At 60.9% G+C, this 18,122-nt stretch carries 19 protein-coding genes; 12 read left to right on the top strand and 7 right to left on the bottom strand.

The features are described 5' to 3' along the window. The first annotated feature begins 75 nt into the window (after nucleotides 1-75). The 5 genes from ACN0X0_RS15765 (at nucleotide 76) to ACN0X0_RS15745 (ending at nucleotide 3,692) form a co-directional block, all read left to right on the top strand. Entirely contained in the window at nucleotides 76-555 is a 480-nt protein-coding gene (locus ACN0X0_RS15765) for an NUDIX hydrolase (RefSeq protein ID WP_417279920.1), read from the top strand. Between the two features lie 70 nt (nucleotides 556-625). Then, a complete protein-coding gene (locus ACN0X0_RS15760; protein ID WP_417279919.1) occupies nucleotides 626-1,099 on the top strand; it encodes a DUF1178 family protein in 474 nt (157 codons plus the stop codon). Between the two features lie 34 nt (nucleotides 1,100-1,133). Next, nucleotides 1,134-1,781 carry an SDR family NAD(P)-dependent oxidoreductase gene (locus ACN0X0_RS15755; protein ID WP_417279918.1) on the top strand — a complete coding sequence of 216 codons (648 nt, stop codon included), beginning with the start codon at nucleotides 1,134-1,136 and terminating at the stop codon, nucleotides 1,779-1,781. Nucleotides 1,782-2,017: 236 nt separating this feature from the next. Further along, nucleotides 2,018-3,253, top strand: a complete 1,236-nt coding sequence (locus ACN0X0_RS15750; protein WP_417279917.1) for an aspartate kinase — start codon at nucleotides 2,018-2,020, stop codon at nucleotides 3,251-3,253. A gap of 73 nt (nucleotides 3,254-3,326) precedes the next feature. Continuing rightward, on the top strand, nucleotides 3,327-3,692 hold the full coding sequence (locus tag ACN0X0_RS15745) for a DUF4260 domain-containing protein (protein WP_417279916.1): 366 nt from the start codon (nucleotides 3,327-3,329) through the stop codon (nucleotides 3,690-3,692). Nucleotides 3,693-3,700: 8 nt separating this feature from the next. Here the strand turns inward: ACN0X0_RS15745 and bla are convergent, their stop codons facing one another. Next, a complete protein-coding gene (bla, locus tag ACN0X0_RS15740) occupies nucleotides 3,701-4,564 on the bottom strand; it encodes a class A beta-lactamase (RefSeq protein WP_417279915.1) in 864 nt (287 codons plus the stop codon). Nucleotides 4,565-4,601: 37 nt separating this feature from the next. After that, a complete protein-coding gene (locus ACN0X0_RS15735) occupies nucleotides 4,602-5,222 on the bottom strand; it encodes a peptidoglycan peptidase (protein ID WP_417279914.1) in 621 nt (206 codons plus the stop codon). Between the two features lie 494 nt (nucleotides 5,223-5,716). Here ACN0X0_RS15735 and ptsP point away from each other — a divergent pair, with 494 nt between their 5' ends. Next, the gene (gene ptsP / locus ACN0X0_RS15730; RefSeq protein ID WP_417279935.1) at nucleotides 5,717-7,969 is read left to right on the top strand and encodes a phosphoenolpyruvate--protein phosphotransferase; all 2,253 of its coding nucleotides are present in this window, start codon (nucleotides 5,717-5,719) and stop codon (nucleotides 7,967-7,969) included. A 30-nt stretch (nucleotides 7,970-7,999) separates the two neighbouring features. Here the strand turns inward: ptsP and ACN0X0_RS15725 are convergent, their stop codons facing one another. Continuing rightward, entirely contained in the window at nucleotides 8,000-8,767 is a 768-nt protein-coding gene (locus tag ACN0X0_RS15725; protein WP_417279913.1) for an EcsC family protein, read from the bottom strand. Between the two features lie 15 nt (nucleotides 8,768-8,782). Beyond that, the gene (locus ACN0X0_RS15720; protein WP_417262021.1) at nucleotides 8,783-9,274 is read right to left on the bottom strand and encodes a GNAT family N-acetyltransferase; all 492 of its coding nucleotides are present in this window, start codon (nucleotides 9,272-9,274) and stop codon (nucleotides 8,783-8,785) included. 117 nt (nucleotides 9,275-9,391) lie between these two features. Here ACN0X0_RS15720 and ACN0X0_RS15715 point away from each other — a divergent pair, with 117 nt between their 5' ends. Further along, nucleotides 9,392-9,976, top strand: coding sequence for a flavin reductase family protein (locus ACN0X0_RS15715; protein WP_417279912.1), 585 nt, complete (start codon nucleotides 9,392-9,394; stop codon nucleotides 9,974-9,976). Between the two features lie 90 nt (nucleotides 9,977-10,066). Here the strand turns inward: ACN0X0_RS15715 and ACN0X0_RS15710 are convergent, their stop codons facing one another. Beyond that, nucleotides 10,067-11,674, bottom strand: coding sequence for a SulP family inorganic anion transporter (locus tag ACN0X0_RS15710; RefSeq protein WP_417279911.1), 1,608 nt, complete (start codon nucleotides 11,672-11,674; stop codon nucleotides 10,067-10,069). 131 nt (nucleotides 11,675-11,805) lie between these two features. On the opposite strand from ACN0X0_RS15710, the gene ACN0X0_RS15705 reads away from it, so the two are divergent. Then, on the top strand, nucleotides 11,806-12,846 hold the full coding sequence (locus ACN0X0_RS15705) for a hypothetical protein (RefSeq protein WP_417279910.1): 1,041 nt from the start codon (nucleotides 11,806-11,808) through the stop codon (nucleotides 12,844-12,846). A 48-nt stretch (nucleotides 12,847-12,894) separates the two neighbouring features. On the opposite strand, the gene ACN0X0_RS15700 is transcribed toward ACN0X0_RS15705, so the two are convergent. Both ACN0X0_RS15700 and ACN0X0_RS15695 read right to left on the bottom strand, forming a co-directional pair. Continuing rightward, nucleotides 12,895-13,524: an aminotransferase class IV family protein gene (locus ACN0X0_RS15700; protein ID WP_417279909.1), complete on the bottom strand. Its 630-nt coding sequence runs from the start codon at nucleotides 13,522-13,524 to the stop codon at nucleotides 12,895-12,897. Continuing rightward, complete coding sequence (locus tag ACN0X0_RS15695) at nucleotides 13,521-14,639, bottom strand: aminodeoxychorismate synthase component I (RefSeq protein WP_417279908.1); 1,119 nt, start codon at nucleotides 14,637-14,639, stop codon at nucleotides 13,521-13,523. Before ACN0X0_RS15695 ends, ACN0X0_RS15700 begins: the two co-directional genes overlap by 4 nt. A 209-nt stretch (nucleotides 14,640-14,848) precedes the next feature. Here ACN0X0_RS15695 and ACN0X0_RS15690 point away from each other — a divergent pair, with 209 nt between their 5' ends. Genes ACN0X0_RS15690 through ACN0X0_RS15675 form a run of 4 tightly spaced genes read left to right on the top strand, consistent with a single transcriptional unit; the run spans nucleotide 14,849 to nucleotide 18,116 of the window. After that, nucleotides 14,849-15,733 (top strand): S-methyl-5'-thioadenosine phosphorylase, encoded by an 885-nt coding sequence (locus ACN0X0_RS15690; protein WP_417279907.1) that lies wholly within the window; start codon nucleotides 14,849-14,851, stop codon nucleotides 15,731-15,733. 3 nt (nucleotides 15,734-15,736) lie between these two features. Further along, nucleotides 15,737-16,996, top strand: coding sequence for an SDR family oxidoreductase (locus ACN0X0_RS15685; protein WP_417279906.1), 1,260 nt, complete (start codon nucleotides 15,737-15,739; stop codon nucleotides 16,994-16,996). Beyond that, entirely contained in the window at nucleotides 16,996-17,484 is a 489-nt protein-coding gene (locus ACN0X0_RS15680; protein WP_417279905.1) for a DUF2269 family protein, read from the top strand. Before ACN0X0_RS15685 ends, ACN0X0_RS15680 begins: the two co-directional genes overlap by 1 nt. 11 nt (nucleotides 17,485-17,495) lie before the next feature. After that, entirely contained in the window at nucleotides 17,496-18,116 is a 621-nt protein-coding gene (locus ACN0X0_RS15675; RefSeq protein WP_417279904.1) for a LysE family translocator, read from the top strand. The last annotated feature ends 6 nt before the right edge of the window (nucleotides 18,117-18,122 follow it).

Genomic DNA, 18,122 nt, shown 5'->3' with positions numbered 1-18,122 from the left:
ACGAACCGGGTGCAAGCGTGTTTTTCCACGCTTTGGAGGAGGGCCCGCCGCACTCAGATATTGAGGGAAGAGCAGGTGTCATTGATACGCCCAAGACAACATCCGGTAAAACTCGGGCCAGGCGGCAAGAACGGCGTGCGCACCCAGTTTGGCGCGTTGATCTGGCGCTGGCGTAAGGACAAGCTGCAAATCCTTCTGGTCAAATCGCGGCGCCGCAAACGTTGGATCATCCCGAAAGGCTGGCCGATGGACGGGCAAACCCCCGTACAAGCCGCCGCCACCGAGGCCTGGGAAGAGGCCGGGATCAAGGGCCGTCCCGCCCCCATCTGCATCGGGCTTTATTCCTATCTCAAATATCCCCGCGATGGCGAATTGCCGATGCCCTGCGTCGTTGCGGTGTTTCCACTCAAGGCGCGCTGGGTCTTTGACCGCTACCCCGAAGCCAATGAACGCAAACGCAAATGGGTCTCCGCCAAAAAGGCCGCAAGCCTTGTGGATGAACCGGAGCTGGCCCAGATCATCCGCCATTTCAACCCGCGCCTCTATCGCCTTTGAGAGCGGTCGCATTGCAAAGCCCCCGGACAAGGCCTATCCTAAAGGTCTGATCTTGGGAAACGCGCCGATCATGATCCGCTACATGCTCAAATGCTCCAAAGAGCATCAATTCGAAAGCTGGTTTCGCTCCGCCGAAGCCTTTGAGACGCTTTGCAAAAACGGTCAATTGAGCTGCCCGACCTGCGGCACGTCGCAGGTCTTCAAGGCAATGATGGCCCCCCGCGTCAGCACGGCGCGCAAACCCGAACTCCCCGCCACCGAAGCGCCCGCCTCCGCCTCGCCGACACAGACCTCCCCGATGGAGCCGCCACGCCCCACGGCCGAAGACGTCGAACAGGCCGTCGCTAAGCTGCGGGCGGACGTGGAGGCCAATTCCGATTACGTCGGCGTCGAATTCGCAAAGGAAGCGCGCAAAATTCACGAGGGCGAGGCGCCAGCACGGGCGATCTACGGCGAGGCGAAACTGGACGACGCCAAGGCGCTTTTGGAAGAGGGCGTGCCGGTGCTGCCGCTGCCCTTCACGCCGAAACGCAAACTGAACTGATCCTCCCCGATTTCTCACTGCAAAGGCATTCGACATGGACACGGCTCTCATCACCGGCGCCTCGCGCGGCATTGGCGCGGCTCTGAAATCTGAACTGAGCACGCGCGGCTATGAGGTCACAGGCACCTCGACCCGCGGCGCGGACGGTCTTTTGTCACTCGACGTCAAAGACCCGCAAAGCGTTTCGGGTCTGGCCAGCACATTGAAAGATCGCCCGCTGGACCTGTTGGTCTGCAACGCCGGGCTCTATCTGGATCGCGGCCAATCGCTCGACACCGACTACCCCGCCGAGATGTGGGCCGAAGAATTCGCGGTCAATGTCACCGGCGTCTTCCTGACGGTGCAGGCGTTCCTCCCCGCTTTGCGCGCGGCACGCGGCAAAATCGCGATCATCTCGTCCCAGATGGCGTCCCACACCCGCGCGCCCGGCGGCTCTTACATCTACCGCGCCTCGAAAGCCGCCGCTTTGAATCTTGGCCGGAACCTTGCCACAGATCTCAAATCGGACGGCATTTCGGTCGGCATCTACCACCCCGGCTGGGTCCAGACCGATATGGGCGGTGCCTCTGCCGAGATCACGGCGACCATGGCCGCCAATGGTTTGGCGGATCGTTTTGCAGAACTGTCGCTCAGCGCCACCGGCTGTTTCCTGACCTGGGACGGGCATCCGCACGCCTATTAAAGCGTTCGACCAAAAACCTCGCTCACAGCTTTTGGTCGAACGCGGTGCAACATCTGTACGTGGCAGGCGCCCCGACCTTATCTGATGCCTCAAGTCAAAGGCCGGACGCTTTAAGTCTCCTTTGCTGTAAAAATACTCAGCAAAATATGCGCCGGGCGCACGCGCCACTCTTGCGCTTGCGTCTCAAGCCACTTAGAGAACCGTGACCACTCTGACGACGGGGGATAAGGCCAGAGATGCCCATTCTCGTGATGAAATTCGGCGGTACATCCGTCGCCACGCTCGACAAAATCAAACGCGCCGCGAAACGCGTCGGCCGCGAGGTTGCCAATGGCTACGACGTGATCGTCGTGGTCTCTGCCATGTCCGGCGAGACCAACAAGCTCGTGGGCTACGTGAACGAAACCTCTCCGATGTATGATGCGCGTGAATATGACGCCGTTGTCTCCTCGGGCGAGAACGTGACCGCAGGTCTCATGGCTCTGACGCTTCAGGAAATGGACGTGCCCGCACGCAGCTGGCAGGGCTGGCAAGTGCCGCTCAAGACCAACTCCGCGCATGGCGCCGCCCGGATCGAAGAGATCCCGCCGGAAAACATTCTCGCCAAATTTAGCGAAGGCATGAAAGTCGCCGTCGTGGCGGGTTTCCAAGGCATTTCGCCCGAGGGCCGCATCACCACGCTGGGCCGGGGTGGCTCTGACACCACCGCCGTCGCCTTCGCCGCCGCCTTTGAGGCCGAGCGCTGTGACATCTACACCGACGTGGACGGGGTCTACACCACCGACCCGCGGATCGAGAGCAAAGCCCAGAAGCTCGACAAGATCGCTTTCGAAGAAATGTTGGAACTGGCGTCTTTGGGTGCGAAAGTGCTTCAGACCCGGTCTGTCGAGCTGGCGATGCGTTACGGCGTGCGCCTGCGCGTCCTGTCGTCTTTCGAGGAATATGACCCCAATGCCGGCACGTTGATCTGTGCCGAGGAGGATATCGTGGAAAACAAACCTGTCTCGGGCATTGCCGCCTCCCGCGAAGAAGCCAAAATGACCCTCGTGTCGGTCGCCGACCGCCCCGGCATCGCCGCCGCCATTTTCGGCCCGCTGGCCGAAGCGGGCGTGAATGTCGACATGATCATTCAGAACATCTCCGAAGAGGGTCGCACCGACATGACCTTCTCCTGCCCCGTCGATCAGGTGAACCGCGCCAAAGCGGCTCTGGACGCGGCGAAGGACCGTGGTGCCTTCAACTTTGGCGAGCTGATCTCCGACACGGATGTGGCGAAAATCTCGCTCGTCGGCATCGGCATGCGGTCGCAATCGGGCGTCGCCGCCAAGATGTTCAAAGTGCTGTCTGATGAGGGCATCAACATCAAAGTTATCGCCACCTCCGAGATCAAAATCTCCGTTCTGGTCGACCGCAAATACACCGAGCTGGCCGTTCAGGCTCTGCACGATGCGTTCGAGCTGAACGCGGCCTGAGCCAAGGCTTCACTGCAAGACATAGACCCCCGCGCTCTGCGGGGGTTTTCTTTTGTGCAAAGGAGGACGTCGAATGATCCTTTGGCAACGCCTTGAGGGCGCATTGATTTTTGCGATCTGCCTCATCATGCTCTGGACCATGGGCACGCCCCTGCCCCTATGGGCCATGGTGCTTTTGTTCTTCGCCCCCGACCTGTCATTTGCGGGCTATGCCTTTGGTCCGCGCGTCGGCGCCATCGCCTACAATCTAACGCATCTCTATGCCTCCGGCGCAGGTGTCGCGCTTTTCGGTTGGCTTGGCGAGGCACCAGTCTCCACGGCGCTTGGGCTCTTATGGATCGCCCATGCAGGCTTTGATCGCGCCCTTGGCTATGGCCTGAAATCCTCGCAGGGCTTTGAGATCACCCACCTCGGACGGATCGGAAAGACCAAAGCCTGAATCCTCCCTCAAAGCACCTTGGTCAAAGCGACCTCCGCGATGCCGCGCATGGCCTCAACCGCCGCGCGGGCCTGACCTTTTTCGGTGCCGATGTAAACACTCATGACAAAGGGCGTGCCCTCCGGGGACCAAAGCGCGGCGATGTCATTGGCGGCCCCATTGGGCGTTGTCCCCGGTTTATTGGCGACCACCCAGTCGCTTGGGACCGCCGACCTGATCCGGTTTTTCGCATTCTGTTCGTTGCGCATCCAATCGACCAGAAGCTCACGGGACGTCTCGGACAGAACCCTTGAGGGCATCGTCATCCGCCGCACATTCTGCGCCATGGCCAGAGGCGTCGTCGTGTCCCTCTCATCCCCGGAAATATTGGAGTTCAGCGCCATTTCGATCCGGTCCAAACGGCTCACCGGATCGCCCATATCGCGGAAAAACTGCGTCACGGCAGCAGGACCACCCACGCGCGCCAGCAACAGGTTTGCGGCCGTATTGTCGCTATATTCCACCGCCGCCTGACACAGGCTGCGGATGTCGAGCTTGCCTGCTTCGGCGTGACGTTTGGTCACCGGCGAGGTCGGCAAAAGCTCTGACTCGCGAAACGCCAACTTTTCGTCCAGATCGAGCGCCCCACGATCCGCCTCACGCAGGCACAATGCGGCCAGCGAGGCTTTGAATGTCGAACACATGGCAAATCGTTCTTCGCCGCGATGTTGATACATCTGCCCCGTCGCGAGGTTCTGAACACAGACCCCGATCCGCGCCGTCAGTGCCCGCTCCTGCGCCTGCATATATGTGTCTGTCGCGTCCTGAGCGCGCGCCATTCCAGCCCCAAAAGGCAAGATCGCCGCGCCAAGCATGAAGTCTCTGCGTCTCATCTGAAATCTCCTTAGATCTTTTGGCTGAACAAAAAATTTATTCAGGCAAAGGGTAAAGGTGTTCGAGGCCAGAGGCCCCCTGAATGCCCGCCGTGGTCACAATGGCCGTCCCCTTCAGCACATCCCAACAGTCATCGCGGCTGACGACATAGGTGCAATAGGGGTGCTCCTGCCAATCGGTCAGGAAAACCGCCTCAAGCTCCGGGTGGCCCTGCGCCAACTCCGCGAGCCTCACAGGCACCCCCAACGTGACGCCTGCGCCCAAAGCCGCCAGATAGACCAGTTCCGCACCGTAATATGTGTCCCCGCCCATAAGGCGGAACCGATCCGCCGCCTGACCATAGGCCACAAGAAGCGCATTGTAGGAGATGGGGCTATCGCCCTGCCCCCAATCGGCCATGTCTTGCAGGCGATAGACCGCATAGTCCGACGCCCTAAGCCCCGTGACGAAGTCTCCAAGCATCGCCTCGGTCACGCCCTCTTCCGCATCGACATAGACGACATGCGGCCCACCGCTCCCGGCGCGCACGATCGCCACCGAACCGAACTCCGCCTGCGTGGCCTCAGCGATCAAATCATCCATAGGGTCCAGCCCGGAGCGAAAAATCAAATCCCCGGCGCGCCAGTCCCAAGCCGCCTCTTCGGCAAAGGCAGGCACAGCCAGCCCCCCGCATGAAAAACAGAGCAAAATCCGCATATATCGGTGCAATTTGCGCCCGAAAGATCGTGACCATGACTGTGTCATGGCTTTTGCCCGCCGCGCCTTATTCCCCATTTCACCCACCTGCCTTTTGCGCTCTCACGACGTCTTGCCCGCAGGGTACGCAGAAGCCGGGCCCTCAACCAGAGCCCGCAAAGCGGCTCGGCGACTTTCGGCGCAGCTCTTCAGCAAGATGAAAGCATACCCGAATATTTTGTGATCACAGATGCCTAACGGAGTCGCAAAAACACCGACCAAGACGCACACGCAGCACGAATTTTCTGCACCTGCATCCACAAGTTGCGGATTTTTCTGCACTTTTTCCACGCATTTTCCACGCAAATTTTGGCCGAGCCGCCGTCGCGCGGTTGATTTTTCTGGGCAAAAGCCACATCTGTGCTCTAAAGAATTTGACGCCCATCATGAAGGCGCAAAACAAGACCGACGGGGACATGGTGCATAATCTGGAAAGCGAAAGCCGGAAGCTTTTGGGCCGGCTCAGGGACACGCTGGCCGAGGACAGTGCCGGTCAGGCACGTCTCGACCGCATCACCCATCTGATCGCCGACAGCATGCAGACCGAGGTCTGTTCGATCTATCTTTTCCGCGACGCCGACACGCTGGAGCTTTGCGCCACCGAAGGTCTCAAGGCCGAAGCCGTGCACAAGACCCGGATGCGCATCGGCGAAGGCCTCGTGGGCCGGGTTGCACGCACCCGCCTGATGGTCAACGCCGCCGACGCGCCCTCTGAGCGTGGCTTTCGCTATATGCCCGAAACCGGCGAGGAATTGTTTTCCAGCTTTCTGGGCCTGCCGATCCAGCGCCTCGGTGAAATCCTTGGCGTTCTGGTCGTGCAATCGAAAGAGGCCCGCGCCTTTACCGAAGACGAGGTCTATGCCCTCGAAGTGGTCGCCATGGTGTTGGCCGAAATGACCGAGTTGGGCGCTTTCATCGGTGATGAAGGCGGCATGGCCGCGCTTCACCAACATCCGGTGATGTTCCGCGGCGCGACGGGCCAGGAAGGCGTCGCCGAGGGCAATGTCTATCTGCACGAGCCGCGCGTCGTCGTCACCAACCCGGTGGCCGATGACCCGGATGTGGAAAAGGACAGGTTGCGCAAGGCGGTGGATGAGTTGCGCATTTCCGTCGACAGCATGTTGGCCGCCGTCGAACCCGGTGAAAAAGACCAGCGCGAGGTGCTTGAAGCCTACCGCATGTTCGCCAATTCCCGTGGCTGGATGCGCCGGATGGAAGAGGACATTGACCGGGGCCTCTCCGCAGAGGCCGCTGTTGAGAAAGAACAGGGCGCCGCGCGCACGCGACTGGCACAAGTGCCGGACCCCTATATGCGTGAACGTCTGCACGATCTCGACGATCTGTCGAACCGCCTGCTGCGCATCCTCACTGGCCAAGGCAATGAGACCGGCGCGGAAATGCCCGAGAACCCGATCCTCGTCGCCCGCAACATCGGCCCCGGCGAGTTGCTGGACTACGGCAAGGACCTCAAGGGCATCGTTTTGGAGCAGGGTTCCGTCGGCTCGCATGCCGCCGTGGTGGCCCGCGCCTGGGCGATTCCATTGGTCATTCACGCCGAGGGCATCACGACAGAGGCGCTGAACGGCAACGCCATTCTGGTCGATGGCGATCAGGGCGTGGTGCATTTGCGGCCCGAAGACACCGTCGCCGCCGCTTTCCGTGACAAGATCGCGATGCAGGCCGAAGCGCAGCAACGCTATGCGGGGCTGGTGGGGCTACCCGCCGAGACGCTCTGTGGTCGGCACATCAACATGCATATGAACGCCGGTCTAATGGCGGATCTGCCCTCTCTGGCCTCCTCGGGTGCTGAGGGCGTGGGCCTGTTCCGCACCGAATTGCAGTTCCTGATCCGCAACAAGGTGCCGCGCCGGGGTGAGCTGGCCTCGCTCTACGCCCGCGTCATGGATGCGGCGCGCGGCAAACGTGTGGTGTTTCGCACCCTCGACATCGGCTCCGACAAGGTGCTGCCCTATATGAAGCCGCAAGACGAGCCGAACCCCGCGATGGGATGGCGCGCGATCCGTGTGGGGCTTGATAAACGCGGCGTCATGCGGATGCAGCTTCAGGCGCTCATCCGCGCCGCCTCGGGCCGGCCTTTGACGATCATGTTCCCCTTCGTGGCGCAGTTCGACGAATACCGTCAGGCGCGCGCGATTCTGGAGGACGTGCTCGAGTCCGAGCAAAAACTGGGCTACGTGCCGCCGTCGTCGGTCGAGATTGGCGCGATGTTGGAGACCCCCTCTCTGGCCTTTGCGCCCGATTTGTTTTTCCAACAGACCGATTTCATTTCCATCGGCGGCAACGACCTCAAACAGTTCTTTTTCGCCGCTGACCGGGAGAACGAGCGGGTGCGTCGGCGTTATGACACGCTGAATTATTCCTTCCTGAGCTTCATCCGCCAGATCGTTGAACGCTGCGATCAGTTCGACACGCCGGTGTCGTTTTGTGGCGAGGATGCCGGGCGGCCTTTGGAGGCGGTGGCTCTGGCCGCGATGGGCGTGCGCACGCTGTCGATGCGCCCGGCTTCGATCGGCCCGGTGAAGGCGATGTTGCGGCGGCTGGACCTCGACGAGGTGGCGCATGTGATTGATCAAGCGGCAGAAGCCGGGGCGCAATCCGTGCGGGACGATCTGAGTGCCTATCTGGTCAAACAGGGCTTTATGCTCTGATCCAAAGTTACGGCGCGCGACAGGACCGCCTCAGCGCGCCATTTCCGCCCGCAGCAAGTCTTTCAACTCTTCGAAGGACAGATCGCTGTCCTCGGCCATGCGGAGCATGCCGAAACTCACATGCGCCATGTCCTGATAATAGGCGGTATAGGCGTAATTCGTCGCCGCCCCCGCCACGGCGCCCAGAACCGGCACGGTCTGTGCCGCCAGTTTTTGCCCCAAAACCACCGAGAGACGCGGCGCGACCTTGGCGATAATCCCGTTGAGCGTGGCCCCCGTCAGCGCGGTGCGCGCGGCGATAAACCCGAGATCGGCCCCATCGTCGTCTTGCAGAGGCCCTGCGGCAGCAAAAACCTGAATACAGGCCTTGCGCACATCGTCGCGGGAGGGATCAAAGCCATGATCTTCGGCCACGCCCTGAATCGCGTGGAGCAGTACGGTCGTGGTGACCGGCAACTCCGCCAGAGCGGTCGGCAGCCCGCCGATCCCGCCCACGGCCCCCAGTCCAGAGGTCACCGCCCGCGACATCCAAGTGCCGCCTTTGACCGAGCGCCGCCCCCGCGCAGCACCCTCAAACGCCAGTTCCAGCGCAGAGAGCGTCGCGCCCTCAAGTTGATTTCTGATTTTGTCAGGAAGCTTGCCGAACAGCCCGTCCGCCGTGCCACCCACAATGTTGAGCAATTGCATGCCGGGATGGTTCGCGCGTTTCAGCCGCCGCGCCAAAGCGCGGATCGCCTCCGGTGTCGGAGCTTGCAACACGGCATGTGCGCCATCGGTGAGGGTCGGCAATTTTTCCATGCCTCATAGATGGGGTCAGTCGTCCTTGTGGACAAGCCCCTCGACCCCGTCCCAGGCCCCAGGGCGCAAAGCCACGCCCAAAACCCGGTCGGGGTTGGTCGGCGGCGGCATTTCGACATGGTCGAGCTTTTCAAAACCGAAGCGGGAATAATAGGGCGCATCGCCCACCAACATCACCCGCTGCCACCCGAGCCGCACGGCCTCGGCCATAGACTCGTTCATGAGCAAGCCGCCCAAGCCCTCGCCCTGACGGGTGTGGTGCACGGCGATGGGCCCCAACAAAAGCGCACGATGCTCGCCCGCGCCGATGCGAATGGGCCAATAGCGGATCGCGGCGGCCAGAACGCCATGTTCGTCACGCGCCAGAAGACAGAGATCCGTGACCTTTTCGATCCCATCGCGCAGACGATAGGACGACAAAAGCTCACGCCCGGGCGCGAAACAAGTGTCATAGAGGGCTTCGACCTCCCAAAGATCGTCCGGCGTTTCTGTCTCGATCCGATACACGCGTATCCCTTTCTCAGCGCACAGATTTTGCGCGCGGATTTGGCTCGGATTTCTGCTATCACAGCCCTAAATGGTGAGCAACGCGAAGAGAACGCGAGACAGAGGACATAGCCCAAGATGTATTACCGCCCCAGAGATGGTCACAACCTGCCGCATAACCCGTTCAACGCCATCGTGTCGCCGCGCCCCATTGGCTGGATTTCGACGCGCGCCTCGTCCGGACATGAAAACCTCGCGCCCTACTCGTTTTTCAACGCGGTCGCCTATGTGCCGCCGCAGGTGATGTTTGCCTCGATCGGCTCGAAAGACACGCTGCGCAACCTGCGCGAGACCGGCGAGTTTTGCGTCAACCTGGTGGGCGCCGACCAGATCGCGGTGATGAATGCTTCCTCCGCGGCGTTTGAGTTCGAGGAAGACGAGTTCACCCAATCCGGCGCGCTGCGGGCCCCCTGTCGCGAGATTGCCTGTTCGCGGGTCGAAGATGCGCCCGCCTCTTTGGAGTGCAAGATGACCCAGATTGTCCAGCTCGCAGGCAAGGACAATCACGTGGTCTTTGGCGAAGTCGTTGGCATCCACATCCGTCCCGACCTCATTGTCGATGGGCGGTTTGACGTGGTGAAAGCCCGCATGCTGTCGCGTCTGGGCTATCGCGATTACGCCGAGGTCACGAAAGTTTTTGAACTGACGCGTCCGAATGACTGAGCTTATTTGAGTATTTTACCTACAATGCTTATGAAAAAGGGGCCGCAATTTTGATTTTGCGGCCCCTTTTCTTGTCTTTATCGAACCAAGTCAGTGCCCGCCCAAAACACCGGTGCGCACGACATAATCGGTGGCGATCTGGTAATCCGGATCGTCATCGCTATCGACCATCAGGTGGCCAGCGTTGGACAGAAGCCGGTGACAATCGCGGCTCAGGTGGCGCAGTTGAATTTCCTTGCCCAGCGCCTCGTATTTCGCAGCGAGGCTTTCGATCGCGTTGAGTGCGGATTGATCGGCAACGCGGCTGTCCGCGAAATCAACGATCACCATAGAGGGGTCGTTGGCCGGGTCAAAGAGCTCCGAGAAGCCCTCGGCGGAGCCAAAGAACAACGGGCCCTGGATTTGGTAGACCTTCGCGCCCTCGGGGCTCTCGTAGGTTTTCGCATGGATGCGCGAGGCGTTCTGCCACGCATAGGCCAGCGCGGAGACGATCACGCCCACGACCACGGCGACCGCGAGGTCTTCGAGCACGGTCACAACGGTGACGAGCACGATCACAAAGGCATCCACGCGCGGCACTTTGCGCATCACGTTGAAGGAGTTCCAGGCAAACGTGCCGATCACCACCATGAACATCACGCCCACGAGGGCTGCGAGCGGGATTTGTTCGATGAGCGGCGAGGCGGCCACGATGAACAACAACAGAAACAGCGCCGCCGTGATGCCCGCCAGACGCGTGCGCCCGCCGGATTTCACGTTGATCATCGACTGGCCGATCATGGCGCAACCGCCCATGGACCCGAAGAAACCGGAGATCACATTGCCTGCGCCTTGGGCCAGACATTCCTGCGACACGCCACCACGCTCGCCTTTGATCTCGCCCACAAGGTTCAGCGTCAAAAGGCTCTCAATGAGGCCCACAGCCGCCGCGATCAGCGCGTAAGGCAGAATGATTTTCAGCGTCGCGAGGAAGCTGTCCATGCTCTCGAACATCGGTACGGACGGGATGTGGAATGTCGGCAGACCGCCCTTGATCTGCGCCATATCGCCCACGCGCGGCACGTCGATGCCAAAGGCGATCACCACCACGGCGGTGATCAGAATGCCCGCCAGCGGCGCCGGGATGATATTGGTGACTTTCGGCAGGAAATGCACCACGGCCATGGTCAGGCCGACAAGCCCAAGCATGATCACCAGAGGCATGCCGGACATGTAGCTGTCGGTGCCGGGCACTTTGAACTGGGTGAGCTGGGCGAGGAAAATCACGATCGCAAGCCCGTTCACAAAGCCCAACATCACCGGATGCGGCACAAGGCGGATGAACTTGCCGAGGCGGAAAATGCCCGCGAGGATTTGCAGAATGCCCATGAGGACGACGGTGGCAAAGAGGTATTCGACGCCATGTTCGACCACGAGAGAGACGAACACCACGGCGATGGCCCCGGTCGCCCCCGAAATCATCCCCGGACGGCCGCCAAAGACGGCGGTCACAAGCCCCATGATGAAGGCGGCGTAAAGACCCACAAGCGGGTGAACATGGGCGACGAAAGCAAAGGCCACGGCTTCGGGCACAAGCGCCAGCGCCACGGTGAGACCAGAGAGCACATCGGTTTTCGCCTGTGCGGGCGTCAGCTTGGTCGATGTGGTCCCGGAAATGGACAGGTTCTTCGCGAAAGACGCGAGTGCGGATTGGATCACGGGAGGCTCCCAGATGTCAGGATTTGTGCGGTTATGCGCTCTATAACGGCTTTTCTGCGCTGGCGAAAGGTTCAGAAAAACCCTAGTCACATCGCACCTGAAGTGGCAGGTTCTCACCATGATTGTTTAGGGTGTTTGAATTGCATTTTTTTACATCTCCAGATCGCATAACCGATGCCACGACAGGTGAAATCGCCACACGCCTTCCCGGCATGTCCCAGACCCAGAACGTCACAGTGCAATTTTCCAAACCTCCCGCAGCTGACGCCCTCGAGGTTGTGGAACAATGTGCGAAAGACGGCGCGCTCGACTTTACCCTGCGGTTTTACAGTCATTTCCCACAAGAATATTTAAATACAAATATCCTGAGAAAAACACCTTCCGTGCGGAAGATCGCCCTGGACTATTTCCAGGTCATTGAGGGGTTCGAAGCGCTTGTTGAGCGCCCCCCGATGACAGCGCTTTGTCTGGGGGCCTATAAGACCTGCCCGCGTGAATTATTGCGACAATTGGATGGGTCACAGATGACGAACCTCCAAATCAGCGGCATCGAGAAACCAAAGATGGACCTTGCCCCCCTATCGACCTTTCATCGGCTGACAAGACTCTCTGTCGGTAAACATGTTGATGGGTTCAAAGCCATTTCAGACATTCCAAATCTGTCTTACCTTAGCGTGTCGCCCAATCGGAAAGGGAACTACGCCACTCTCAACACGGCTCCAGCTTTAGAAGACCTACAGTTTCTGTTGGGAGGTGCCGACGATTTCAACCATGTGGCTCATGAAAGGCTCAAGAAGCTATCCGTCATCCGCGTGCGCGGCCTCTCAGACCTGGGAGACTTGGCCCGCTTCCCCAATCTCACAGAGCTACATGTCGAAGATCAGATCGGGCTACGTGAGATCAAGTTTTCGGAACTAAACAAATCGCTCAGAAAGATACTGATTCACAACTGCAAGTCTCTCGAGCTTTTGGCGGGGCTTGAACACTTGACGCATTTGGAGGGCATTTCCATTGTCAGGACGGCTCTTGATCTCGACACCTTGGAGCGTGTCAATTTCTCAAAGACACTGAAAATCCTCACTTTGTGGAGTGGTCGGCGGCGTGAGGACGACGCGCGCGACGCACGTCTAAAGGCCAGAGGGCTCCAGAAAACGCCGTTTTGGCAATTATAAATTTGCTGCCTTTAACCTGCCCCAATGAGCAGCAACAGATTTGGCGCCTCAACCGACCAATTGCGCGGGAATGAGGCCCCGGAGCGAGTTTCCAACCCAAAGCCGCGCCGCCGCGCGCAGGTCTGCCTCGGTCAACACCGCCTCTTTCACGCGCCCCTCGGCCAGCATCTCTTCGCGCAGCACCCCCGGCAAAAGCCCCGAGGACAGAGCGGGGGTCAGCAGGTCGCCTTGCAGTTCTAGAAACACATTGGTGATCGTGCCTTCGCAGAGCTCTCCGCGCGTATTGAGGAACAACAGCTCGTCGATGCCTTCGGGCAAGGCGGCGCGGGCTTGATCGTAGAGGCTCCGCTCGGTCGTTTTTACCCTGAGCCACGGGTCCGCAGGGTCAAGGCGGGCCTCATGCAGCTCTACCCGAAACAGAGGTTCGGACGGCGCGAGCGGCGCGTCTTGCAGCTCAAGCCCCCCAGTTCGATCCAGCGTCATGCGCATCCGGCGCGGGGTGTCGGCGTCAAACTCCGCCATCAAGCGCTCTGCCTGTGCCGGATCGAACGCCACATCCAACTGCGCCGCCGTGCGCGCCATCCGCGCGAGGTGGCGCGGTCCTCGCGTCATGCCCTGCCCCAGCGCGTAGCCAAAGGTTTCGATGATGCGGAACGGATCGCTCGTGACGTCGCTCATGACAAAGGCTCCAAATCGGCAAAGCGGGATTTCAGCAGCGCTTCGTCATATTCCGACTGCGCCTCACTGTCATAGACGACGCCGCCACCAACATGCAGCCGCGCGCGGCCATTTTCCATCTCCAAGGTGCGGATCGCGACGTTGAAGGACGACCGCCCATCCGGCGCGGCCCAACCGATGGAGCCGCAATAATGTCCGCGCGGACCGGCCTCCAATTCATGAATGATCTGCATCGCGCGAATCTTTGGCGCGCCCGTCACAGACCCGCAAGGAAACAGCGCGCGGAAACGCTCATAAAGCCCGATGTCCGGCAAAAGCCGCGCGGTCACGGTCGAGGTCATCTGATGCACTGTGGCGTAGCTTTCGATTTCGAAGAGCTTTGGCACTTTGACCGATCCCACCTCCGAGACCCGCGACAGGTCATTGCGCAGGAGATCGACGATCATCAGGTTCTCGGCCTGATTTTTCTCCGACCCGACCAGCCAGTCTTTCGACGCGGCGTCTTCTTTGGGCGTTGCACCGCGCGGCACGGTGCCTTTCATCGGACGCACGGTGATGCCGCCTTGCGCGTCGGTCTCGTAGAACAGCTCCGGCGAACGCGACAGAACTGCCGTGCCATCCGGCCGTTCGATCAGGGCGCCGTGGCCCACAGGCTGGCGGGCCTTGAGCCGGTCATAAAGCGCGCGCGGTGTGAGATCGGAGGTGAGCGTCAGCGGGAAGGTCAGGTTGGCCTGATAGATGTCCCCCGCCCGAATGTAACGCGCCACGGCGTCGAAAGCCTTCGCATAGCGCGGTGCATCCCAGAGGGGCTGCTTGTCCGTGGAGCCTTTATTCAAACTCTCGCGGGCGGGTAGAGGCTCAGGCGCTTCGAAAATCCCAACTTCCAGCAAAGGCACATCACGCGTCTCGGGCAGCAAAGGCAAAAGCCGCGGCTCGAAACAATAGCCCAGCTCATAGGAAAACGCGCCCGCAATCCAGAGCCCGTCCGCAAGAGCCGCCTCAAGCCGCGCAAACGTCTCCGCGACCTCGCCCGGGGTATGGGCGAAGACCGTCTCTTTCGGCTTTCGGAACAGGCTGCCGCTCTGCAACGGCCCCGTGTCAAATTCGATCCGCATCTCATCCCCGGCGTGTTCGGACGCGCAGCGTTCTACGGCGGACACCCCCACTTTGGCAAGCGCACCCGCGCCTTCTGTCGCACATCTCCTGAGCCTTGTCCCCGTATCTTTCCCCTCTAACGTTTCCCTGTATCTTTTCCGAATTGCCTCTTGCGCGCCGCATTGCAGCGCCGCAAAGTTGGCCCGAACAGGCGACCAAGGAGGCGGATATGACAGGACAACAGCGTGTGATTGGCGTGATGGGCGGCTCCGGCGTCTATGAGATCGACGGGCTGAAAGATGCCGCATGGCAGACCCTTGAAACGCCTTGGGGCGATCCCTCTGATGCGCTTCTGACCGGCACGTTGGAGGGCGTCAAAATGGTCTTTCTGCCCCGTCACGGACGCGGGCATGTGCACTCTCCCTCGACCGTCAACTACCGCGCCAATATCGACGCGATGAAACAGATGGGCGTCACCGATCTGGTCTCCGTCTCCGCCGTCGGCTCGTTCCGAGAAGAGATGGCACCGGGGGACTTTGTCATCGTCGATCAGTTCATCGACCGGACCTTTGCGCGGGAAAAATCTTTTTTCGGCACCGGCTGCGTCGCGCATGTCTCGGTCGCGCATCCGGTGTGTGAACGGCTGTCGGGGATTGCCTATGAGGCCGCGCGTGCGACGGGCGTGACGGTTCATAAGGGCGGCACCTATCTCGCCATGGAAGGCCCGCAGTTTTCGTCGATCTCTGAGAGCAAAATGTACCGCGAGAGCTGGGGCTGTGATGTGATCGGCATGACCAATATGCCGGAGGCAAAACTCGCCCGCGAGGCGGAGATTTGCTACGCCTCCATCGCCATGGTCACCGATTACGACAGCTGGCACCCGGATCACGGCGCGGTGCAGATCACCGACATTCTCGCCACGCTCAAAGCCAACACCACACATGCGAAATCCCTCGTTGCGGCGCTTCCGGGGCTTTTGGGGGGCGTCTATGCCCCCTGTGAGCATGGCTGCGACCGGGCGCTGGACTACGCAATCATGACCGCGCCGGACAAACGCGACCCTTTGATGATCGCAAAGCTTTCGACCGTCGCGGGGCGGGTTTTGAACGGCTGAGCCATGCGCATTCTGATTCTCGGCGCCGATGGCTTCATCGGACGGCATATCGCGGTGCATTTCCGCTCTCAAGGCGATCATGTCATTGCCTCCGCCCGGCGGGTATCGCGGCTGTCGCGCATGGGGTTTGACACGCTGCGGTGCGATCTGGCGTCCCCCGAGGCCAGCACGCCCGCGTTCTGGCGCGACAATCTGCGTGACGTTGATGCGGTGGTTTACGCGGCGGGGCTTTTGACCGGATCGGAGGCACGGTTTCAGGCCGTCCATGTCACGGCGCTTCAGGCCCTGTTGCAAACCCGTCCCCCAACCTGCCCCGCGCTGTTTCTTTCCGCGGTCGGCATCGATGAGGTCGATACGCCCTTTGCCCGCTACCGGCGCGACAGCGAGCGGGTTTGCCAGCAGGAAGGCGCGATTACTCTGCGCGCAGGGCTGGTTCTCGGGGACACCTCCTATGGCGGCTCGTCTCTGGCGCGCGCGCTTTCTGCCCTGCCCCTGATCACACCGCAAATCGGCGGCGGTCAACAGGCGTTCAACCCGATCCATGCGGCGGACCTCTCGAACAGCATCGATGATCTTCTCTCGCGCAATCAGCCCGGCCACTACGAGATCGGCGGGCCGGAAACCGTCACCCAAAAGGACATGCTCACGGCCTATCGCCGCTGGCTGGGCCTCGGGGGCAGCTTGGCCTTGCCGCTGCCGCGTTGGCTTGCGAGGGGGATTGGCTGGGTCGGCGATCGGATGCAGTTGGGTCCGATTTCCTCGACCGCTGTCGATCAACTTGATGCGGGCGTGCTCGCCACAGTGACCATACCGGACGACAGCCCGCCCCCTCGCAGTTTCACCCAATTCCTCCATGCCCGCCCCGCTGGCACCCAAGACCTCTGGCACGCGCGGCTCTATCTGTTGCGCCCGCTGTTGCGGGTCACGCTGGCGTTCCTGTGGCTGTTTTCCGCTGCACTTGGCCTCTTTCTTGCCCCTGAGACCTTCCTCCCGATGCTGCCCAACGCGCCTTGGCCCGATGGCATCTCCGTCCTGATGGCGCGGCTCGGCGGCGTGGTGGATCTGGCTTTGGGGTTGGCCCTGCTGCGCGGTTGGCGGCCCAAACTGATCGCCGCCGCGCAATTCGCCATGGTCGCCACCTACACGCTGGCCTTTACCCTTCTCGCCCCCGTCCTTTGGCTTTTGCCCTTGGGCGGGGTGCTCAAGAACCTGCCAATCCTGATGCTCATCGCGATCTCCGCCGTGTTAGAGGACGAACGTTGATGGACTGGTATCTCATCGCAAAATGGCTCCATATTCTGAGCTCCACCGTGCTCTTCGGCACCGGCATGGGCACCGCGTTTCAGATGGTGTGGGCCATGCATCTCCATGCCCGCACCGGACGCGTAGAGACGGTGCACTCCGTGGCCTCGGGCGTGGTCATGGCCGATTGGCTTTTCACCACGCCGGCCGGAGTGTTCCAGCCTTTGTCCGGTCTCTGGCTCATCCATCTGGCGGGCTATTCGCTGCTGGAGCCTTGGCTCATCGCCACCTATGCGCTCTACATCCTTGCGTTTTGCGCCTGGGCCCCGGTCGTGCATCTGCAACTCCGCATTCGTGATCTGGCCGGAGATGCGGCTGCGCAACAAAAGCCTTTGCCCGAACAGGCGCTGCGCTATTATCGCATCTGGTTTGCTCTGGGCTGGCCTGCTTTTATCGCGTTGACCGGTGTCTTTTGGCTCATGATCGCCAAACCCGATCTCGGTTTTTGAAAGGAACACATATGCCCCTTGAGCTTTGGCTGGCCTTTGTCGCCGCCTCCACCGCCTTGCTGATGATCCCCGGCCCGACGTTGGTGCTCTCCTATGCGCTCACTCAGGGCAAACGCGTCGCCGTGTCGACCGCTCTCGGCGTCGCGCTTGGGGATTTCATCGCCATGAGTGCCTCGCTTCTGGGGCTTGGCGCTTTGGTGATGGCGTCGGCCACGGCCTTTACCGTGCTCAAATGGGCCGGCGCCGTGTATCTGTTCTACCTCGGGTTCAAGATGTTGAAATCCGCACCTAAGGCGTCTCTCGGAGACGTCGAACAGATGGGTCAAGTCAGCTCAAGGCACGTGTGCCTCCATACCGCTGCTGTCACCGCGTTGAACCCGAAATCCATCGGCTTCTTCATCGCCTTCGTGCCGCAATTCCTGACGCCCGGCGCGCCGCTTGCGCCGCAATTCACTGTGCTCATCGCCACTTTCGTGGGTCTCGCCACGCTCAATGCGCTGGCCTATGCGCTCCTCGCCAATGTCATACGCCAACGCATCCGGCGCCCGCGTGTGCTGCGCAACATGACCCGCGCGGGCGGCGTTGCGCTTTTGGGCATGGGCACCCTGACCGCCACGCTTCGTCGCGCCTGACCTCAT

Origin of the sequence: Celeribacter sp. (assembly GCF_048270365.1) — a bacterium.
In the GTDB taxonomy this organism is placed as follows: Bacteria; Pseudomonadota; Alphaproteobacteria; order Rhodobacterales; family Rhodobacteraceae; genus Celeribacter.
Note: the sequence above shows the minus strand (reverse complement) of the source record. Positions and strands in the feature narration are given on the sequence as shown.

Coding starts and splice junctions, on each gene's coding strand:
- ACN0X0_RS15760 (WP_417279919.1), top strand. CDS start 626: ATGATCCGCTACATGCTCAAATGCTCCAAAGAGCATCAATTCGAAAGC.
- ACN0X0_RS15755 (WP_417279918.1), top strand. CDS start 1,134: ATGGACACGGCTCTCATCACCGGCGCCTCGCGCGGCATTGGCGCGGCT.
- ACN0X0_RS15750 (WP_417279917.1), top strand. CDS start 2,018: ATGCCCATTCTCGTGATGAAATTCGGCGGTACATCCGTCGCCACGCTC.
- ACN0X0_RS15745 (WP_417279916.1), top strand. CDS start 3,327: ATGATCCTTTGGCAACGCCTTGAGGGCGCATTGATTTTTGCGATCTGC.
- bla (WP_417279915.1), bottom strand. CDS start 4,564: ATGAGACGCAGAGACTTCATGCTTGGCGCGGCGATCTTGCCTTTTGGG.
- ptsP (WP_417279935.1), top strand. CDS start 5,717: ATGGTGCATAATCTGGAAAGCGAAAGCCGGAAGCTTTTGGGCCGGCTC.
- ACN0X0_RS15725 (WP_417279913.1), bottom strand. CDS start 8,767: ATGGAAAAATTGCCGACCCTCACCGATGGCGCACATGCCGTGTTGCAA.
- ACN0X0_RS15715 (WP_417279912.1), top strand. CDS start 9,392: ATGTATTACCGCCCCAGAGATGGTCACAACCTGCCGCATAACCCGTTC.
- ACN0X0_RS15700 (WP_417279909.1), bottom strand. CDS start 13,524: ATGAGCGACGTCACGAGCGATCCGTTCCGCATCATCGAAACCTTTGGC.
- ACN0X0_RS15695 (WP_417279908.1), bottom strand. CDS start 14,639: ATGCGGATCGAATTTGACACGGGGCCGTTGCAGAGCGGCAGCCTGTTC.
- ACN0X0_RS15690 (WP_417279907.1), top strand. CDS start 14,849: ATGACAGGACAACAGCGTGTGATTGGCGTGATGGGCGGCTCCGGCGTC.
- ACN0X0_RS15685 (WP_417279906.1), top strand. CDS start 15,737: ATGCGCATTCTGATTCTCGGCGCCGATGGCTTCATCGGACGGCATATC.
- ACN0X0_RS15680 (WP_417279905.1), top strand. CDS start 16,996: ATGGACTGGTATCTCATCGCAAAATGGCTCCATATTCTGAGCTCCACC.
- ACN0X0_RS15675 (WP_417279904.1), top strand. CDS start 17,496: ATGCCCCTTGAGCTTTGGCTGGCCTTTGTCGCCGCCTCCACCGCCTTG.